Below are 18,324 nucleotides of genomic sequence, written 5' to 3'. Positions count from 1 at the left end.
CGGCAGACCCTCCACCCCAGATCGGTCGCCGTCGCGGCCCATTATGGCCGATGAGGGATCCTCCCGTCACGAGAAATTCGATCAATCCCGTGCGAGCTCGGGCTGCGCGCCCTCGTCCGCGTAGTACGACTGGCGGCGACGCGGCGCGCGCGCCTTGTTCAGCACCAGCCCGAGGACGCGGGCGCCCGCGTTCTCCAGCATCCGAAGCGTTTCGGTCAGCTGCGGACGCCGGGTCTTGGTCGCGTCGACGACCACGATGACCCCGTCCATGAGGGGCGAGAGCAGGTTGGCATCCGCGACGCTCAGGACCGGGGGCGAGTCGACGAGAACGAAGTCGTAGTGATCGGTCACCGCCGCCAGAAGCTGCCGCATCGCGTCGGAGGTGAGCATCTCCGACGGGTTCGGGGGCACGGCACCCGAGGGGAGCACGTCGAGGGTGGAGTCTGTACGGCTGAACTTCGCAACGTCGAGGTCGACCTCTCCGACCAGCACTCCGGTCAACCCGACGGCGCCCTCGACCCCGAAGTACTCTGCGACGCGCGGGCGGCGCAGATCGGCGTCGATGAGCAGCACGCTGTGACGGAGCCCGGCGAGCGTGAGCGCGAGGTTCGCCGCGAACGTCGATTTCCCCTCTGCGGGCACCGACGAGGTGATGAGTATGCGGCGGGCGCGATCGGCCACCGAGGCGTACGTCAGCGACGAGCGGATGCGGCGGAACTCCTCCGCGGTGTGCCCGAGCGGCTCCCTCGCGACCATGAGCCCCTGCGGGCCGCCGCCGGGCGACGGGGTGCGCGTGATCGACCCGAGGATCGGCGCCGGTGTCACCTGAGCGAGCGTCTCCTCCCTGCGGATCCGCGTGTCGGCCATCGCCACGACGAGAGCGGTGAGGACGCCAAGCATGAGCCCGAGCAAGGCGCCGAGTGCCGCGTCCCGGGGCTTGTTGGGGATGGCCTGGAACAGCGGCACGACCGCCTCGTCGATCACGGTCGCCGTGATCGTGGCGGATCCCTCGGGGCCGCGAGGGCCCACCTCCCCGACGACGGCGGCGAGGCTCTCTGAGATGGCGTTCGCGATCGCCGCGGACTGCTCGGGGTCGGTGGACGAGGCCTGCACCTGCAGGATGACCGTGTCCTGCGGGATGGACACCGCGATCGAGCGTGCGAGCTGACGCGGGGTGTCCTCGAGGCCCAGCTCCTCGATCACGGGCTCGAGGACGCGCGAGGACGTGGCCAGCTGAGCGAACGAGAGCATCTGGTTCTGCGTGTAGGTGGAGCCCTGGTTCAGGTCGGACGCACTGGTGCCCTGATTCAGGGCGAAGTAGAGCGTGGCGGTCGACTGGAACACCGGCGTCACGGTGGCGGAGAGGCCGAACGCGGCGACCCCTCCGACGAGCGTGAGCGCCAGGATCAGCAGCCAGAACTTGCGCAGAGCGTCCCCGACCCTGGCCAGCGTCCAGCCGGAAAAATCAGACTTCAAGACCGGTCCTCCCCCGACGGCGGACCGACGCCTGATGATCGCGGCGCCGCACCCCCATGCAGCATCCTCGGTCCGATCCCGATGCTACAGTACCTACGCCGCTGCGCGGATTTGTCTGGGGGGACGGGGGTTCCGCATGCGCACAGCCCTGCTGTCCACCGGCGCCCGCGTGGTGACCATGGCGGTATCGCTCGTGTGCGGCATCCTCACCGCCCGGCTCGTCATCGGCCAGGGCGGGGTCGACGTCTACGCGTTCTTCTCTCTGCTCGTCGCCCTGCCGGGACTGGTCTCCTTCAGCGACCTCGGGGCGGGCGCGGTGGTCGTGAACTCCATCGCCGCCAGCCCGGACATCCGACGCGACGAGCGGCTCTCCCGCCAGGCACTCACCGTCCTGCGCGTCCAGATGATCTTCGCCGCGACGGTCACCGCGGTGAACGTCGTCCTGTTCCTGACCGGGGGCTGGCGCGCTCTGCTGGGCTCGGCGGCGGAGAACATCCCGCACGCCGATCTGGCCGCCTTCGTGTGCGTGGGCCTCTTCGCGGCGTGGATGTGGCTCGGGATGTGGCAGCGCATCCTGCTCGGGATGGGACGCAACCCCCTCGTCATCCTGCTCCAGGGGATCGTGTCTCCCCTCACCCTCTTCTTCGTGTGGCTCATGCTGTCCACGGGCGACGCCGCACTGCACTCGTTTCTCGCCGTCGCGTCGTTCGCGGCAACCCTCGTCTCCGCGCTCCTGGGAACGGCGGTGGCGGTAAGGGCCAGCGGAGAGCTGCTGCCACGCGCCGTCGCACGTTCGCTGCGACCGAGACGGCATGCCGGGGCGCGGGTGATGGACGTGGGCTGGCCGATGCTCGCGCAGCTTCTGGCGACACCCCTGTCGATGGTGCTGCCGCGCTTCATCCTCGCTCAGGGTGCGACGGCGGTGGCGGTAGCGCAGTACGGCGTGGCGGGTCAGGTGTTCTTCGCGCTGCAGGCGCTCGTCGCGGCGGCCGGCGTGACGCTCTGGCCCGCCTTCACGAAGGCGCGATCCCGCGGCGAGCTGCGACGCGGCCCCTTCCTGCTCGCGCTCGGGTTCGGGGCCGGCATCGCCCTGATCTGCGCCGTCATCCTGCTCATCGGGCCGTGGCTGTTCGACCTCATCTCGGACGGAGAACTGGTCGTCCCGGCCGACCTGATCCTCGCCTTCGGGGCGATGGTCACGGTGCAGGCGGTGCTCTACCCCCTCGGCATGTTCATCATGGACAAGGAGGGGATCCGGTTCCAGGTGGTGCCCGCTCTCGCGATGGCGCTGTCGACCGTCGTCCTGACGATCGTGCTCGTCGGGCCCCTCGGGGTGCTCGCGCCGCCCGTGGCCAATGCGGCCAGCGTCGTGATCTTCCAGGTGCTGCCCTTCGCGTTGTACATCAGGCATCACCGGGGGCGCCTCTACGGGGACAACGCCGGCAGCTGACGCCCTTCGCCCCGATCGGTGGCCAGGGCCGCGGGCAGCTGCGGACGCTCCACCTCCCACCAGGCGACGGCCAGACCGACGAGGAACCACAGGTACATCCCGTACTGGGTGATCAACGCCACCGCGAACAGGGCGGGCAGCTGTGCCGCCACCGCCACGCCGGCCGGGTTCGCCCGCCGCGGGACGAGGCATCGCGCGGCGACGACGACCAGAGCCGCGAGCAGGAGGGCCGTCGGCACGAATCCGAGACGCAGCGCCATCACCAGGAACGCATTGTCGATCGAGCTGGCGAACTGGCCGAGGTAGCTTCCCCCCACCGTGAGGTTCTCCCAATCGCCCGCCGACCCGAAGAGCTGAACCTGGGTGAGGAGCGTGAACAGGTCGGTGCGGTAGTCCGCGCTCCCGGATGCCTCCTGCCCCGCCTCGATGAAGACGTCCGAGACGAAGGGCACGACCACCGCCGCGGTCATCGCCCCCACAAGGGCGACCACCACCCGCGTGCGCCTGCTCACCTGCGGGAGGGTCAGCACGGAGAGCGCCACGGTCAGGACGAGCGAGACCAGCCCGATCCGGCTGAACGTGACGACGACGGCGGCGGTGACCGCGGCGAGGGCGAGCACCTTGACCACGGTGCTCCAGCGGGCCGCCAGGATGAACGCGGCGGACATCGCCAGGGACGCGCCCAGCGCGATCGAATGACCGAATGCGCCCTCGACGCGGATGAATCCTCCGCGCGGCTGCAGCTCCCCCCACACCTCGAAGGACGAGCCCATCGCGGGAAGCAGGAGGAAGACGTTCTGGCCCGTCGCGAACTCCACAAGTGCCAGGACGGCAGCGCCCGTCGCGACCGCGGCGAGCACGCGCGTCACGAACGAGCCGCTCACCCGGGCGAGCACGACGCGCCCCCATATATAGGGGAGCGTCCACTCGAGGATGCCGATGACCGCATCCGAGAGCGTCACCATCCGCAGCGCGAACTGGCCGACGACGAGAAGGGCGAAGGCCGCCATGAAGGCATCGACGATCGACAGCCTGATCGAGCGCAGGTTCGCCGCGAGCACGAGGAGAGTGACCGCGGTGATGGCCGCCCAGAAGAATCCCGCCGTCGCTCCGATCCACACCGGGACGAAGAACAGCACCACCGTCCAGACGACGAACGCCAGCTTGGGGCTGGCCCGGAACAGAAGAGCGGCGACGACGGCACTGCAGAGCGCGAGCAGCAGCATCATGATCATGTCGATGGACACGCCCATGCCCCCGTCCCCCCCGTTCGGTGCTGCAGCGAGCCTAGCCGGGGGAGGGGCCAGAGCCCCTCCCCCGGCCGTCGTCACTGCACGTCGGTCAGCCGGAACGCGTCGAACGTGAAGACCCCCGGTGTCGTCGTGGCCCCGGCGCGGTTCGCGTGGAGCCCGACGGGTGCCGCGGCCTGCAGCCCCGCCGTCGCGTCGGTGACCGAGATCTGCCAGTCGGCGGGCTCCGGCTGGCCGGCCCGCCAGATCTTGGCGGCGATCGTCGTGGGGTCTGCGCCGGTGACGCTGGCACGGAGCGTGAAGGTGTCGCCCGCCGCACGCGTCAGCCCGGGCACGGGGTACACCCCCAGCACCGTTCCGCCGCGCTGCGCGACCAGCCAGACGCTGCCGTCCGTTCGCAGCCACACCCTGACCTGGTAGTTCTCGCTTGCTCCCTGGCGCGCGACGACACCCACGTAGGAGTTGCCCGTCGACGGCGCCGCGTCGAGGGCGACGTCCACCCGCACGTCGGCGTCGCGAACCGGCGTCGCGTTGAGCAGGAAGTTACGGGTCTCGGACGTCGACAGGGTCACGGTCCCCTTCCCAGCCGTGACGGTCGCGCTCGCCGCCGGGCCGTAGAGCACGCTCCACGCCCCGCCCGTGTCGGCAGAACCCCACCCCGAACCCACCGACCGCTCGAAATCATCCGCCGCAGCGAACTCGCCCGCCGGGGGCTCTTCGTCATCCGGTGCCGTCACGGTCACCTGACCGGTCGTGGTGTGCGTGGCACCGTCATCATCGGTCACCGTCAACGACACCGTGTACGTCCCCGCCGCCGCATACGTGTGAGACGCCGTGGCCCCCGACCCCGCCGCGGAACCATCACCCCATCCCCACGCATACGACACCACGGAACCATCGGCATCCGAAGACCCCGACCCGTCCACCTGCACCACCAGATCAGACACCGCCGACGAGAACGACGCCACCGGAGCAACATTCGCCGGGGGCTCTTCGTCATCCGGTGCCGTCACGGTCACCTGACCCGTCGTGGTGTGCGTGGCACCGTCATCATCGGTCACCGTCAACGACACCGTGTACGTCCCCGCCGCCGCATACGTGTGAGACGCCGTGGCCCCCGACCCCGCCGCGGAACCATCACCCCATCCCCACGCATACGACACCACGGAACCATCAGCATCCGAAGACCCCGACCCGTCCACCTGCACCACCAGATCAGACACCGCCGACGAGAACGACGCCACCGGAGCAACATTCGCCGGAGGAGTCACCGGAGCCTGCAGATCCGTCACCCGGAACCCGTCGAACGACACCGTCGCCGGCGCCGACGCCGACCCCGCACGAGCGAAGTGAGTACTCACGAAACCCGCCTGCTGCAGCCCCGGCGTGGAATCGGTGACCGACGCCTGCCAGTTGGCCGGCTCCGCCGTCCCCTCCTTCCACACCTTCGACCGGATCGTCGTCGGGCTCACACCCGACACCTCCGTCTTCATCGTGAACACATCACCCGCAGCCCACGACACCCCGTTCAACGCCGGCGCCGCAAGCACCGTCCCCGAACGCTGCACCACAAGCCACACCGAACCATCACTGCGCATCCACACCCTCGTCGTGTAATCCACCGACGACGTCTGCCGCGCCGCAACCCCCACATACGAGTTCCCCGTCGACGGCGCATCCCCCACCGAGAACTGCACCGACGTCGACGAATCCCGCACCGACACACCCTGCAACGCGAAATTCCGAGTGTTCCCCGCAGGAAGAGTCACCACACCCTTACCCCCGGACACCGACCCCACAGACGCAGCCCCATACATCGCAGACCACGCCCCACCAGCATCAGCGGAACCCCACCCCGAACCCACCGACCGCTCGAAATCATCCGCCGCAGCGAACTCGCCCGCCGGGGGCTCTTCGTCATCCGGTGCCGTCACCGTCACCTGACCCGTCGTGGTGTGCGTGGCACCGTCATCATCGGTCACCGTCAACGACACCGTGTACGTCCCCGCCGCCGCATACGTGTGAGACGCCGTGGCCCCCGACCCCGCCGCGGAACCATCACCCCATCCCCACGCATACGACACCACGGAACCATCAGCATCCGAAGACCCCGACCCGTCCACCTGCACCACCAGATCAGACACCGCCGACGAGAACGACGCCACCGGAGCAACATTCGCCGGAGGAGTCACCGGAGCCTGCAGATCCGTCACCCGGAACCCGTCGAACGACACCGTCGCCGGCGCCGACGCCGACCCCGCACGAGCGAAGTGAGTACTCACGAAACCCGCCTGCTGCAGCCCCGGCGTGGAATCGGTGACCGACGCCTGCCAGTTGGCCGGCTCCGCCGTCCCCTCCTTCCACACCTTCGACCGGATCGTCGTCGGGCTCACACCCGACACCTCCGTCTTCATCGTGAACACATCACCCGCAGCCCACGACACCCCGTTCAACGCCGGCGCCGCAAGCACCGTCCCCGAACGCTGCACCACAAGCCACACCGAACCATCACTGCGCATCCACACCCTCGTCGTGTAATCCACCGACGACGTCTGCCGCGCCGCAACCCCCACATACGAGTTCCCCGTCGACGGCGCATCCCCCACCGAGAACTGCACCGACGTCGACGAATCCCGCACCGACACACCCTGCAACGCGAAATTCCGAGTGTTCCCCGCAGGAAGAGTCACCACACCCTTACCCCCGGACACCGACCCCACAGACGCAGCCCCATACATCGCAGACCACGCCCCACCAGCATCAGCGGAACCCCACCCCGAACCCACCGACCGCTCGAAATCATCCGCCGCAGCGAACGTCACGGCCGAGACCGAGACCTCCTGGGAGCTCGTGTTCACCGCCCCGAAGGAGTCGGTGACCGTCAGCGACACCGTGTACGTCCCCGCCGTCGCGTAGGTGTGAGAGGCTCCCACACCGCTGGAAGCTGCGCTCTGGTCGCCCCACTCCCACGCGTACTCGAGGGACGCGCCGTCGGATGCCGAGGACGCGGTCGCGTCGACGGACACCCCCAGGCCCGCGGTGGCCGCGGTGAACGAGGCGACCGGCGCCACGTGGCTGACCGAGACGGTGCGTGCCGACGCCGCCTGTCCCCCTCGGTCGTCCGTGACCGTCAGCGTGACCGTGTAGTCGCCATCGGCGGCGTACACGTGCGATGCGGTCGATCCCGAACCGTCCGGTGTTCCGTCACCCCAGTTCCAGCTGTACTCCGCGATCGTTCCGTCCGGGTCGGACGACCCCGACCCGTTCACGGTCGCCGTCAGGCTGTTCACGACGGCATCGAAGGCAGCGCTCGGCAGCTGATTCGGCGCCGCGACGTTCACGGGTTGCGTGACGGAGCGGCTCAGCCCGGCCTCGTCGGTCACCGTCAGGGTGACGTCGTAGGTACCGGCGCCGGCGTATTCGTGGGTCACCGTCACGCCCGTGCCGGTCGCGCCGTCGCCGAAGTCCCACTCGTAGGACTCGATGGCTCGGCCGTCCGGGCTGGTCGACGCCGACCCGTCGAAGGATGCGAGGAGGTCGGCCGACGAGGACGTGAACGCCGCGGTCGGGGCTTCGAGACCGAGACCGGCCGCGTGATGCGCGAGGACCTGCGACGCCGAGAGCGCACTCGGATAGACGGCGGCCTCATCGAGCGCTCCGTCGAACCAGTTCGACGTCGGCCGGTTCGGCCACCCGCTGAGGTTGTCTCCGCCGATCCGCCAGTACCCGGAGTAGTTCTGGGCTGTCGTGGCCGACGGGTCTGTGCCCACGAGCTCGCCGTCCACATAGAGCGAGATGCCCCCTGCGCCCTGGGTCGCGACCACGTGATGCCACTGGTTGTCGTTGTAGGAGCTGGTCGTGGACACCGTGCGCACCGAACCCGGATAGACGCCGAACGTCAGCCGGCCGTTGTTCTGCATGTAGATGTGCCGATCATGGCTTCCCGATGTTCCCGTGCGGGAATTGCCGTAGCCGATCAGCTTGCCGCCCCGCGTCGTCGAGGTCTTGAACCAGATCTCCACCGAGAACTCCGCACCGGGCGCGACGCGATCGCCCGCTGTCACACGACCGTTGGAGGTTCCGTTGAAGTCGGATGCGCTCTGACCGGTGCTGCCCTGAACGGCCCCCGGCTCCACCGACGCGACGCCGCTTCCCGCGACCAGCGGGTTCGAGCCAGCCCAGTCCTGGGTGATGTCGCCGAGGGGATAGTAGAGGGATGCCCCGTCGTCGAGCACGGTGTCGGCGTAGAGCGAGACCTCGCCGTCGGCGACCTCGACGCTCACGGGCGCGCTGGTGACGGTGTTGCCGTCACCGTCCGTCGCCCTCACGCGGTAGGTCTGCGTCGAACCCGGGTCGAGGCCCTTCTCCTCGAGGATGATGCTCGCGGGATCCCACCACCGCGACACAAGTTCCCGTGTGACCACCGGAGTGGCCGCGCCCTCGCGCAGCAGCTCGTAGGTGAGGTCGCGGTCGTCTCGATCCCAGTTCATGGCGACCGACACACGCACACGACCGGGCGTCAGCGATCTTGCGGTGGGCTGCCAGGTGCTTCCGGAGAGTCGCGGACCCTGGTTCTTCCCCGTGCTCGGGTTGGTCGCGAAGCGCACGATCCCCTGGTACCGCTGGTTGTTGACCGTCGTGAACTCGCCGGCGACCGAGATGTACTGCCCGGCTCCCGTGATCGACAGACCGGCCTGGCCGAGGCCCGACGCCGTGCCCACCGTGAAGTCGGGGAACCAGCTGTAGACGGCCGGCGAGGGGGTGCCCTCCCAGCTCTGATAGAGCGACCCCGTCGAAGGGGAGCGGGTGAGCGTGCCGCGTGCGTCGGTCGTGTACGCCTCGACGTAGCGGTACTGACGCGTCGGCATCTCCGGCCAGATGCCGACCGTGTCGCACTGGTGGGTGTGGCTCGTGGTGTACACGGCGCTGCCGTTGGAGTAGACGCCGTAGTGGTCGCCATGGCAGTCGGCCACCCAGCGGAGCGCGCCGGTTCCCGCGTCGGCGGCGAAGGTCCCCTCGAGGTTGCCGACCGAGGCATTCGCGAAGACCCAGCCCGTCCCGTAGACCCCGGTCGCGTCGGTGGAGAGGGCGAAGATTCCGGCACGACCGGCGAACTCGCCATCGTTCCAGCCGTTGCGGATCGAGGCGGGAGCCTGCCAACCGGTGAAGGTCGCTCCCGTCGCCGGGTCGAGCGCGGCGAGACCGCGCTGAACCGCGCCATTCACTTGATAGAAGCGACCGCCCGCGATGAGCCGGCCGGTCCCCGGTTCGACCACGAGGGCGTCCACCTGCAGATCCGACGTGGGAGCCCATGTCTGGAGAGCGCCCGTCGCAGCGTTGAACGCGGCGAGGTTCTGACGCGCGACATTGTTCGCCTGCGTGAAGCTTCCCGCGACGTAGACGGTTCCGGCCGTGACCGCGATCCCGTAGACGCCCGCGCCCCCCACGGACGGGGCGAAGCCCCCGACGAGCTGGCCCGTCACGGCGTCGAGCGCGGCGACGTTCCACCGCGTCTGACCGTTGACGGAGTTGAACGAGCCGCCGATGTAGATGCGCGTGCCGTCCGGAGACGCGGCGATCGAGCGGATGACACCGTTGACGGAGGGAGCGAACGAGAGCAGCGCGCCCGTCGTGATGTCGTACGCCAGGATGTTCGTTCGCGGCGTCAGGTTCGTCCCGGGCGCGGCGAGCGGTGCGCGCGCGTTCGAGAAGCTTCCCGCCGCGTACACCGTGTTCCCGATCGTCGTCTGGGCCCAGACGTAGCCGGAATCGATCTGCACCGTCGGGAGCGGATCGGCGGTGACGATCGAGTCGTCGCGCTGCAGGAACGGCGCGGGCGAGGGCAGGTCCGCGGCGGATGCCGCGGTGCCGGCGAAGAGCACGGTGCCGGCGACGATCACGGCGGCGCTGGTGACCATGGCGGCCAGCCGACGAAGGTGGCGCGTGGACGCGTTCATGCGATCTCCCATGATCAGGACGTGCGTCCTGTGAACAGCGCGACGGGCTCGCCGGCGGCGTGACTGACGATGACGGTGACGCCGCGGTCGTCCGCGGGATCGAGCATGAAGACGTAGGTTCCCTCGGCGCTCGCGCCCGGAGCGAGCTCGCCGCTGAGCGGGCTGCCCGGCCCGGCGGTGGTCGGGATACCCAGACCGCCGTCATCGGTGGTGACCGAGACGACGGCGGAATCCACGGACGACGCCGCGTCGGAATCGTTGCGCGCCGTGACCGTGACCGCGATCGCCGGTCCCGACACCTCGCCGGGAGTGGCGGCCTCGACCGTGATCACCCGCAGGGCGGAGACGGCGAGCACGACGCCGGTGTCGAGCTCGATCGGCTCGTCGAGCGGCGCCGAGACGGTCGGCAGCGGCGCCGCGGCGCCACCGTCTTCGGGATCGTCGGTCGGCATGCCGGTGGGCGTCGGAACGGGCGAAGAGATGCTCGCCGGCGCGACCGAATCGAGAGCGGCCGGCGCTCCCCCCGAGCATCCCGTCAGAAGGATGCAGAACAGTGCCGCGGCCGCAACGGCGGTACCACGGTCGAAAAACGCGTCGCCCCCGCGACGCGAGTCGTTGAACGACCTCACGTGTGATTCCCCAGTTTCCCCAGTTGGGCGACCCCCCAGTTGGTCACCCTGCGGCGAGTGTAGGGCACCCACCGCGTTTTGTCGACGCGCCCGAGCGGGCGCGATCTCAGGCGGGTTCCGCGACCCTCTTGCGTTCCTCCCTCGCGGGTGCGGGCAAACCGATGATGAGCGCGGCGAGCCGCCGCATCGCGGCATCCACCTCGCGCACCGTCGCAGCATGGGCCTTCGACCCCGCGTTGTGCCCGTCGAAGATGTTCAGCGGATCGGTGGCGACGCGCGACCAGGGGAACCGCCGTCGAGGATGCACGAGCGGTTGCAGGCCGCGCTGCGTGTCGAGGTACGCCGCGAATGCGGACACCGCTTCGACCCCTGCGATCTCGCCCTCGCGCCGGTATCCCGCCCCCAGGATGAGCGCCTCGTTCATCGTGAACGTGCGCTCGCGCACCTCTGGAGCAAGTCGCGCGATCGTCGAACGGCTCGAACGGGACGCGGTGAGGATCAATCGCGCCTGCGCGAGTTTGTGGGGCGTCACGCCGCTGGGACGATGCGCGCGGACGCGCTCGCTCCATCGCTCGCCTTCCTGCCGCGCGGCGACCGCATCGCACACCTCCGACTCCTTCGCGGGGCGCACGCCGGCGCTGCCGACCCGGACGGATTCGAAACGCGGATCGCGGGAGAAGACGTCGTCGAGGGTGAACTCCGCCATGGGCGAGCGGCAGACGTTGGCCGCGCAGACGGTCAGGATCGACGCTCGCGTGGACTTGGTCATCACGATGCTCCAGTTCGGTCGAAGGTCGCCTCGGATCGTTCGGGGAGCCCGATGCCGGGCAGGCCGCGTGCTGTCAGCAGCCGGCGGCCGTCGCGGATGCCGCGGACGTATGCACGCCAGGGCGGCAGCGTCACGAGCTGGCGGCGGCCGCCCTGCAGCAGGATCGCGTAGGACACCCGCGGCGTCGCGCGCAGCCATGCCGCGGATCCCGCCGCGTCGAGGTGCTTGGCCGCGTACAGCAGGCGGTTGCGGATCGAGTAGTAGTAATAGGTCTCCGACTTGGCACGCCCCGACGCCGCATCGTCGTGTGTGCCGCCCTCGTCGTGCGTCGCGACCGCGTCGGCGAGCAGGATCCTCCCGCCTGCGTCCATGACACGGTGGGAGAGATCTACGTCCTCCCAGTAGAGGAAGTAGTCCTCGTCGAAACCACCGACGCGGCGCCACAGGTCGGCCGAGAGAGCCAGGCACGCGCCGGTCGCCCATTCGCGTCGGGGCCGCCCGGCGCGGGAGTCCCGTCGGGATGCCCCGGCGATCGACCCGTCGTCGAGGTACAGATCCGCCCCGCCGAACCATGGCCGGCCCGAGGAGTCCACGATGCGCGGCACGACCAGGGCGGCGGGGTCCGCGGCCGCCGCCGCGACGAGGGTCGCGAGCGCATCGCGCTCCAGGAAGGCATCGGGATTGAGCGTGACGACGACGTCCGCGCCCTCGGCGATCGCGAGGTTCGCCCCCGCGTTGACGCCGCCGCCGAATCCGGCGTTCTCCTCGAGCAGCACGGCGCGCCACCCCCGTGCGTCAGCGAGCGCCCGCACGCGGGCCCGTTCGGCGTCGCTGCTGAAGCAGTCGACGACGACGAGACGACAGCGGGAGGGCAGCTCGAGTCGGGCGGCGTTGCGCGCGAGCAGCTCGCTCGAGCCGTAGTTGACGATGACGAGCGCCGATCGGCTCATGCCGCAACCCGGTCGAGCGCGCGGATCTCACGGAACCACTTCACGGTCGCCAGGGCGAGGAACGCGCCGTTGGCGACCAGCAGGAGCGTGTAGACCCAGAGGAAGCCCGTCGTCCAGCCCCACAGGAGGAAGACCAGGCACAGCAGACCGTAGTCGGTCGGGACCAGGAGCATGGAGCGCGCGAACGTGCCGCCGCCGCGAGCGTGCGTCGAGGCGACGCCCTTCTTGCCCTTCAACAGGTCGTTCAGCAGCATGCCGAAGAAGCTCACGACCGCCACGACCGAGAAGAGCAGGGGGACGACGAGCCAGGCCGACTCCCGGTACGGCGTGTGCAGCCACAACGCGACGAGGACCACGAGGTGCAGCGACGCGATCTTCACCGCATCCACGAAGTGATCGAGCCACTCCCCGGCGAGGGAACCCCCTCCCCGCAGACGCGCGAGCTGCCCGTCAGCGGAGTCCCAGGCGTAGCCGAGGGCGAGCAGCACAGCGACGACGACACCCGTCCACGCCTGGGCGGGCGCGACCGCCAGCACCACGAGCCCCACCAGCGTGTGGGCGGCGCTGACGAGCGTGACCTGGTTGGGCGTGAGACCCCATCCGTGCGCGAGCGTCGCGAGGACGCGCCCCGCGCGGCGATTCACGTAGACGGAGTACCCCGGCGCCCCGCGCGCGTGTCCCTTCTGCGCGGCGGCAAGCCGCCGGTACGACACGGCGAACGTCTCTGACATGCCAGACCCCCATCTCATGCACGTCGATGGGAGTAGAGCATAGGGCCTCGGTCTCCCCGCGCGCACGGTCGGAGATGGCAGACTGTGCACCCATGGGGGAGAAGAAGGGGATGTCGCGGCGTGCCGTGACGGTGATGCAGTCGTTCGGCGCACCGCGTCCGACGAGCAATCCGTACGTGCATCTGCTGGACCGCGCGCTCGCGCGGACGGACGGGATCGACCACCTCCGGTTCGACCGCCGCCGGGCGCTCTTCGGCCGATACGACGCGCTCCACTTCCACTGGCCCGAGACCCTTTTCGGCGGCGGGAACCGCATCAAGGCGGCCGCGCGAACCCTGTATGCGACGGCGCTCGTGGCGCGATTGAGCCTCGGACGCATCGCCGTGATCCGGACGGTCCACAACCTCGAGCTGCCCCGGGACGTCACGGCCTGGCAGCGACGGCTGCTGGTACGCATCGATCGGGTCGCAGACCATCGCATCGTGCTCAACGAGAACACGCCCGTTCCGCCCGGCGCGGCATCCACCCTCGTGCCCCACGGGCACTTCGGCGAGTGGTTCCGCGACGCGCCCGCCCCGGCCCCGCAACCCAGGACGCTCGGCTTCGTGGGGCTCGTACGGCGCTACAAGGGGGTGGAGGAGCTGCTGGCCGCCTTCGCGGAGACCGCCCCGACGCACCCCGACTGGTCGCTGCGGGTGTCGGGCAATCCCACGAGCGGGGCGCTGGGCGAAGAGGTGCGGGCGCGCGCGGCCACGGACCAGCGTGTCTCCACGGATCTCAGATTCCTCTCCGAGGATGACTTCGCGAGCGCCGTCCGTTCGTGCAGCGCGGTCGTGCTGCCCTACCGGCACATGCACAACTCGGGCGCGGTCCTCGCGGCCCTCTCGCTCGGGCGACCGGTGCTCGTCCCCGACAACGCCGTGAACCGGAGCCTGCGCGATGAGGTCGGTCACGCGTGGGTCCACCTCTACCGCGAGGACATCTCGGCCGACGCGCTGCGGGCGCTCATGGCCGCCGTCGGCGACGGGCCGCCCGCCGGATCGCCGACGCTCGACGCTCGCGACTGGTCGGCGGCGGGCCTGCGTCATCGCACGGCGTATCGCCTGGCCGTCCGCGCACGGCGGAGTCGCGGTCGTGGCTGACCCGGAGCGGCCGCGCGTCGCGATCGCCGTGCCCACCTTCCGGCGTGCGGCGACGCTCCGGCGTCTGCTTCCCCTGCTCTCCGAGGAGATCGCGGCGACGACGGAGGTATCGGCGTCCGTGATCGTCGTCGACAACGATCCGGAGCGCTCGGCCGAAGCGATCGCGCGGGAGGCGGCGTGCGACTATGTCGCAGAACCGCGCCGCGGCCTGAGCGCCGTGCGCAACACCGCCCTGACCGCAGCCCGCGACCGGGGAGCCGTCGCGGTCGCGTTCATCGACGACGACGAGACCCCCGAGCCCGGGTGGCTGGCGGCGCTCGTCGAGCCCTGGCTCGCGGGCCGGGCGGACCTCGTCTCCGGCGAGGTGGAGTCCGTCTTCGACGGCCCCGTCGACCCGTGGCTGAGCGCGGGCGGCTTCTTCCGGCGGGTGCGCTTCCCCGCCGGCGCGCGCATGCAGGCGGCGCCATCGAACAACCTGCTCATCGATCTGCGGACCGCGACACGGCTCGCGCTCGCGTTCGACGAGAGGTTCGGCGCCACCGGGGGCGAGGACATCTATTTCACCCGGCAGGCCGCGCTCCGAGGGGCGCGCATCGTCTCCGCCCCCGACGCACGCGTGCTCGACCCGGTCGCGCCGGAGCGTACCCGGCGGGGATGGGTGCTGCGGCGTGCGTACCGGGTGGGGACCACGACCGCGGCCTGCGACGTCCTGCTGGAGGACTCCGTTCGAGGACGCGCGCTTCGCCGTCTCGGCTGGGCGGGACGAGGCGCGGCGCGCTCCGCCGCAGGCGCGTTGCGCTGGGCGTGGGGACGGCTGAGTCGGTCGGTCGTCCACGACGCACGCGGGGCGCGTCTGGCCGCCCGCGGGGCGGGAATGGTCTCGGGCGCCCTCGGCCTCCGCTACCGCGAGTACTCCCGCCGCGAGGTGTGACCTCGAGCGAGGACCGCTACACTGGCCGCAGCACGGCTGGGGAGCCGGGCCGCGCGGCGGGGGAGCCGGGCATCGGGGAATCTGGGGAATCCACATGCGACAGCGCATCGGCTACGCCGCGGGAGCGTTCGACCTCTTCCATGTCGGGCATCTGAACATCCTTCGCCACGCCAAGGAGCACTGCGACATCCTCGTCGCCGGCGTCGTCAGCGACGAGATGCTCCGACAGGTCAAGGGGATCGAGCCGGTCGTCCCGACCGCGGAGCGAGCGGAGATCGTCCGCGGCATCCGCTTCGTCGACCGGGTGCACATCGAGACGACGCCGTCGAAGCTGGATGCCTGGCACGACGTCGGCTTCACCCACTTCTTCAAGGGCGACGACTGGCGCGGCACCGAGAAGGGGGCCGCGCTGGAGCGCGACTTCGCGCACGTCGGGGTCGAGGTCGTCTACTTCCCCTACACGGCTCACACCTCGAGCTCGACGCTGCGACGGGCGCTCGATCTGATCACGGCCGGGGCGGGTGACCCGGGCGCGCGCACGGCCATCGTCTGAGCTCCTCGCCGGAGCCCGGCCTTCGGATCCCTCGTAGGCTTGTCGTCATGACTTCTGTGAATCCCGACACGATCACCATGTTCGGCGCCAACTGGTGCGGCGACTGCCGTCGCACCAAGAGCCAGCTCGACGGCCTGGGCGTCGCGTACACCTACGTCGACCTGGAGGCCGACCCGGCGGCCGCCGATGTCGCGCGCGACATCTCGGGTCGCACGAACATCCCCGTCGTCGTCTACCCCGACTCGTCGCACCACGTCGAGCCGACCAACGCCGACGTCGAGACGAAGCTGCGCGAGCTCAACCTCCTCTGACGCCCGCCGGCCGCGCCGGCTCAGCTGCCGCGTCTCGTGAAGGCGGGCGGCAGGGTCCCCGTCGAGCACGGGCGTCGCGGTCAGCGAGCGGCGAAACGGTCGGTGGCGGCCACGAGGGCGGCCTGGATCGAGGGCTCGGTCGCGGAGTGCCCCGCATCGTCGACGATGACCAGCTCGGCCTCGGGCCACGCACGGTGCAGGTCCCACGCGGTCATGGCGGGGGTGCACACGTCGTACCGCCCCTGGACGATCACGGCCGGGATGCCGCGGAGCCGCGCGGCATCCTCGATCAGCTGCCCCTCCCGAAGCCAGCCGCCGTGAACGAAGTAGTGGTTCTCGATGCGGGCGAAGGCGGTCGCCGCGTCGGCGTCGGTCATCGAGGCGACGAGCTCGGGATCGGGCCGGAGCGTCAGGGTCGAGGCCTCCCACGTCGTCCACGCGAGCGCCGCCGGACGGTGCACGGCAGGATCGGCGTCGAAGAGACGGCGGTGGTAGGCGTCGATCATCCGGGAGCGCTCCAGCACCGGGATCGGGGCGACGAACCGTTCCCAGAGATCGGGGAAGATCGCCTCGGCGCCGCCCTCGTAGAACCACTCGAGCTCGACCCGGCGCAGCGTGAACACTCCGCGCAGGACGATCTCGGTCACCGACTCGGGATGAGTCTGCGCGTAGGCCAGCGCCAACGCGCTGCCCCAGGAGCCGCCGAAGACCTGCCACGCCGTGATGCCGAGGTTCTTGCGCAGCATCTCGAGGTCGGCCACGAGATGCCACGTGGTGTTGTGTCGAAGGTCGGCGTCGGGCGCGCTGGCGTGCGGAGTGCTCCGCCCGCATCCGCGCTGATCGAACAGCACGATCCGGTACTTCTCCGGGTCGAACAGCTGCCGCTGCCACGGCGAGGTGCCGGCCCCGGGCCCGCCGTGGAGGAAGACGACCGGCTTGCCGTCGGGGTTGCCGCTCTGCTCGACGTACAGCCGCTGACCATCGCCGACGAGCAGCTCACGGGTGTCGTACGGCTCGATCGGCGGATACAGGGGCGAGGAGGCGCCCGATGCACCGCGTGATTCCATTCCGTCACGGTATCGCGTGCCGGGCCCCGCGGCGGGTTGCCACGTCGCGCCCCGAGGCGCGCACCTGACGTCCCGCGCGGCGCGCAATAGGGTCTACATCATGACGCACACGACGGTGACCATCACGGGCGCGGGCGGTCAGATCGGCTACGCGCTCCTGTTCCGGATAGCCGCCGGCGACATGCTCGGGTTCGATCGCCCGCTGCGTCTGCGGCTCCTCGAGATCCCCTCCGGGATCCGGGCCGCGGAGGGCGCAGCCCTGGAGCTGCAGGACTGCGCGTTCCCCCTCCTTCATGGCGTGGAGGTCACCGACGACCCGCGCGTGGCGTTCGAGGGGTGCGACATCGGCATGCTCGTGGGCGCGCGGCCGCGCGGGCCCGGCATGGAGCGCGCCGATCTGCTGGCCGCCAACGCGGGCATCTTCGGCCCGCAGGGGGCCGCCATCGCCGCCACCGCGGCACCGGATGTGCGCGCCGTCGTCGTGGGCAACCCCGCGAACACGAACGCTCTGATCGCGGCCGCCGCGGCCGACGGCGTGCCCGACGATCGCTTCTCGGCGCTGACCCGCCTCGACCACAACCGCGCTGTCGGACAGCTCAGCGCCGTGCTCGACGCGCCCGTCGAGTGGATCCGCGATGTCGCGATCTGGGGCAACCACTCCGCGACGCAGTTCCCCGACGTCAGCCATGCGACCCTCGCGGGCCGCCCGCTCTCCCGCGTGCTCGCGGAGCGCATGGGAAGCGTGGGGGATGCCCTGGCATGGCTCGACGAGGTCTTCATCCCGCGTGTGTCGGGGCGCGGGGCCGAGATCATCCAGGTGCGCGGATCCTCCTCCGTCGCGTCGGCGGCCAACGCCGCCATCGAGCACGTCCGTGACGAAGTGCACGGCACCCCGGGCGGGTGGACTTCGGCGGCCATCGTGTCGCGCGGCGAGTACGGCGTGCCGGAGGGGCTCGTGTGCTCGTTCCCCGTCGCATCCGACGGCACCGGCTACCGCGTCGTGGAGGGGCTGACGATCGACGAGCGGGCCCGATCCCGGATCGACGCCTCGGTCGCCGAGCTGATCGACGAGCGCGACGCGGTGCGCGCTCTCGGATTCGCCTGATCG

The 18,324-nt window shown here is 70.4% G+C and carries 14 protein-coding genes; 6 read left to right on the top strand and 8 right to left on the bottom strand.

Going from position 1 to position 18,324, the window contains the following annotated elements; all coding sequences use genetic code 11:
- Positions 1 to 81 precede the first annotated feature (81 nt).
- Positions 82 to 1,476, bottom strand: coding sequence for a tyrosine-protein kinase domain-containing protein (locus RYJ27_RS00860; RefSeq protein WP_330170925.1), 1,395 nt, complete (start codon positions 1,474 to 1,476; stop codon positions 82 to 84).
- Positions 1,477 to 1,612: 136 nt separating this feature from the next.
- On the opposite strand from RYJ27_RS00860, the gene RYJ27_RS00855 reads away from it, so the two are divergent.
- Positions 1,613 to 2,926: a lipopolysaccharide biosynthesis protein gene (locus RYJ27_RS00855; protein WP_330170924.1), complete on the top strand. Its 1,314-nt coding sequence runs from the start codon at positions 1,613 to 1,615 to the stop codon at positions 2,924 to 2,926.
- On the opposite strand, the gene RYJ27_RS00850 is transcribed toward RYJ27_RS00855, so the two are convergent.
- The 6 genes from RYJ27_RS00850 to RYJ27_RS00825 all read right to left on the bottom strand — a co-directional run bounded on the left by RYJ27_RS00850 (position 2,902) and on the right by RYJ27_RS00825 (position 13,212).
- Positions 2,902 to 4,179 (bottom strand): hypothetical protein, encoded by a 1,278-nt coding sequence (locus RYJ27_RS00850; RefSeq protein ID WP_330170923.1) that lies wholly within the window; start codon positions 4,177 to 4,179, stop codon positions 2,902 to 2,904. The two genes, RYJ27_RS00855 and RYJ27_RS00850, sit on opposite strands and share 25 nt — an antisense overlap.
- A gap of 74 nt (positions 4,180 to 4,253) precedes the next feature.
- Entirely contained in the window at positions 4,254 to 10,133 is a 5,880-nt protein-coding gene (locus RYJ27_RS00845) for a PKD domain-containing protein (RefSeq protein ID WP_330170922.1), read from the bottom strand.
- Positions 10,134 to 10,147: 14 nt separating this feature from the next.
- On the bottom strand, positions 10,148 to 10,762 hold the full coding sequence (locus RYJ27_RS00840; protein WP_330170921.1) for a hypothetical protein: 615 nt from the start codon (positions 10,760 to 10,762) through the stop codon (positions 10,148 to 10,150).
- 106 nt (positions 10,763 to 10,868) lie between these two features.
- Complete coding sequence (locus RYJ27_RS00835) at positions 10,869 to 11,531, bottom strand: arsenate reductase/protein-tyrosine-phosphatase family protein (protein WP_330170920.1); 663 nt, start codon at positions 11,529 to 11,531, stop codon at positions 10,869 to 10,871.
- Complete coding sequence (locus RYJ27_RS00830; protein WP_330170919.1) at positions 11,531 to 12,481, bottom strand: glycosyltransferase family 2 protein; 951 nt, start codon at positions 12,479 to 12,481, stop codon at positions 11,531 to 11,533. Before RYJ27_RS00830 ends, RYJ27_RS00835 begins: the two co-directional genes overlap by 1 nt.
- A complete protein-coding gene (locus RYJ27_RS00825; RefSeq protein ID WP_330170918.1) occupies positions 12,478 to 13,212 on the bottom strand; it encodes a CDP-alcohol phosphatidyltransferase family protein in 735 nt (244 codons plus the stop codon). The genes RYJ27_RS00830 and RYJ27_RS00825 overlap by 4 nt, the downstream gene beginning before the upstream one ends.
- A gap of 92 nt (positions 13,213 to 13,304) precedes the next feature.
- On the opposite strand from RYJ27_RS00825, the gene RYJ27_RS00820 reads away from it, so the two are divergent.
- The 4 genes from RYJ27_RS00820 to RYJ27_RS00805 all read left to right on the top strand — a co-directional run bounded on the left by RYJ27_RS00820 (position 13,305) and on the right by RYJ27_RS00805 (position 16,149).
- Entirely contained in the window at positions 13,305 to 14,354 is a 1,050-nt protein-coding gene (locus tag RYJ27_RS00820) for a glycosyltransferase (protein WP_330170917.1), read from the top strand.
- Positions 14,347 to 15,285: a glycosyltransferase family 2 protein gene (locus RYJ27_RS00815; RefSeq protein WP_330170916.1), complete on the top strand. Its 939-nt coding sequence runs from the start codon at positions 14,347 to 14,349 to the stop codon at positions 15,283 to 15,285. Before RYJ27_RS00820 ends, RYJ27_RS00815 begins: the two co-directional genes overlap by 8 nt.
- Positions 15,286 to 15,379: 94 nt before the next feature.
- Positions 15,380 to 15,838, top strand: a complete 459-nt coding sequence (locus RYJ27_RS00810; protein ID WP_330170915.1) for an FAD synthase family protein — start codon at positions 15,380 to 15,382, stop codon at positions 15,836 to 15,838.
- Positions 15,839 to 15,885: 47 nt separating this feature from the next.
- Positions 15,886 to 16,149 carry a glutaredoxin family protein gene (locus RYJ27_RS00805; protein ID WP_330170914.1) on the top strand — a complete coding sequence of 88 codons (264 nt, stop codon included), beginning with the start codon at positions 15,886 to 15,888 and terminating at the stop codon, positions 16,147 to 16,149.
- An 80-nt stretch (positions 16,150 to 16,229) separates the two neighbouring features.
- Here the strand turns inward: RYJ27_RS00805 and pip are convergent, their stop codons facing one another.
- Positions 16,230 to 17,216 (bottom strand): prolyl aminopeptidase, encoded by a 987-nt coding sequence (pip, locus tag RYJ27_RS00800; RefSeq protein WP_330170913.1) that lies wholly within the window; start codon positions 17,214 to 17,216, stop codon positions 16,230 to 16,232.
- Between the two features lie 100 nt (positions 17,217 to 17,316).
- Here pip and RYJ27_RS00795 point away from each other — a divergent pair, with 100 nt between their 5' ends.
- On the top strand, positions 17,317 to 18,321 hold the full coding sequence (locus RYJ27_RS00795) for a malate dehydrogenase (RefSeq protein ID WP_330170912.1): 1,005 nt from the start codon (positions 17,317 to 17,319) through the stop codon (positions 18,319 to 18,321).
- Positions 18,322 to 18,324 lie beyond the last annotated feature (3 nt).

Origin of the sequence: Microbacterium limosum (assembly GCF_036324365.1) — a bacterium.
GTDB classification, from domain to species: Bacteria; Actinomycetota; Actinomycetes; order Actinomycetales; family Microbacteriaceae; genus Microbacterium; species Microbacterium limosum.
Note: the sequence above shows the minus strand (reverse complement) of the source record. Positions and strands in the feature narration are given on the sequence as shown.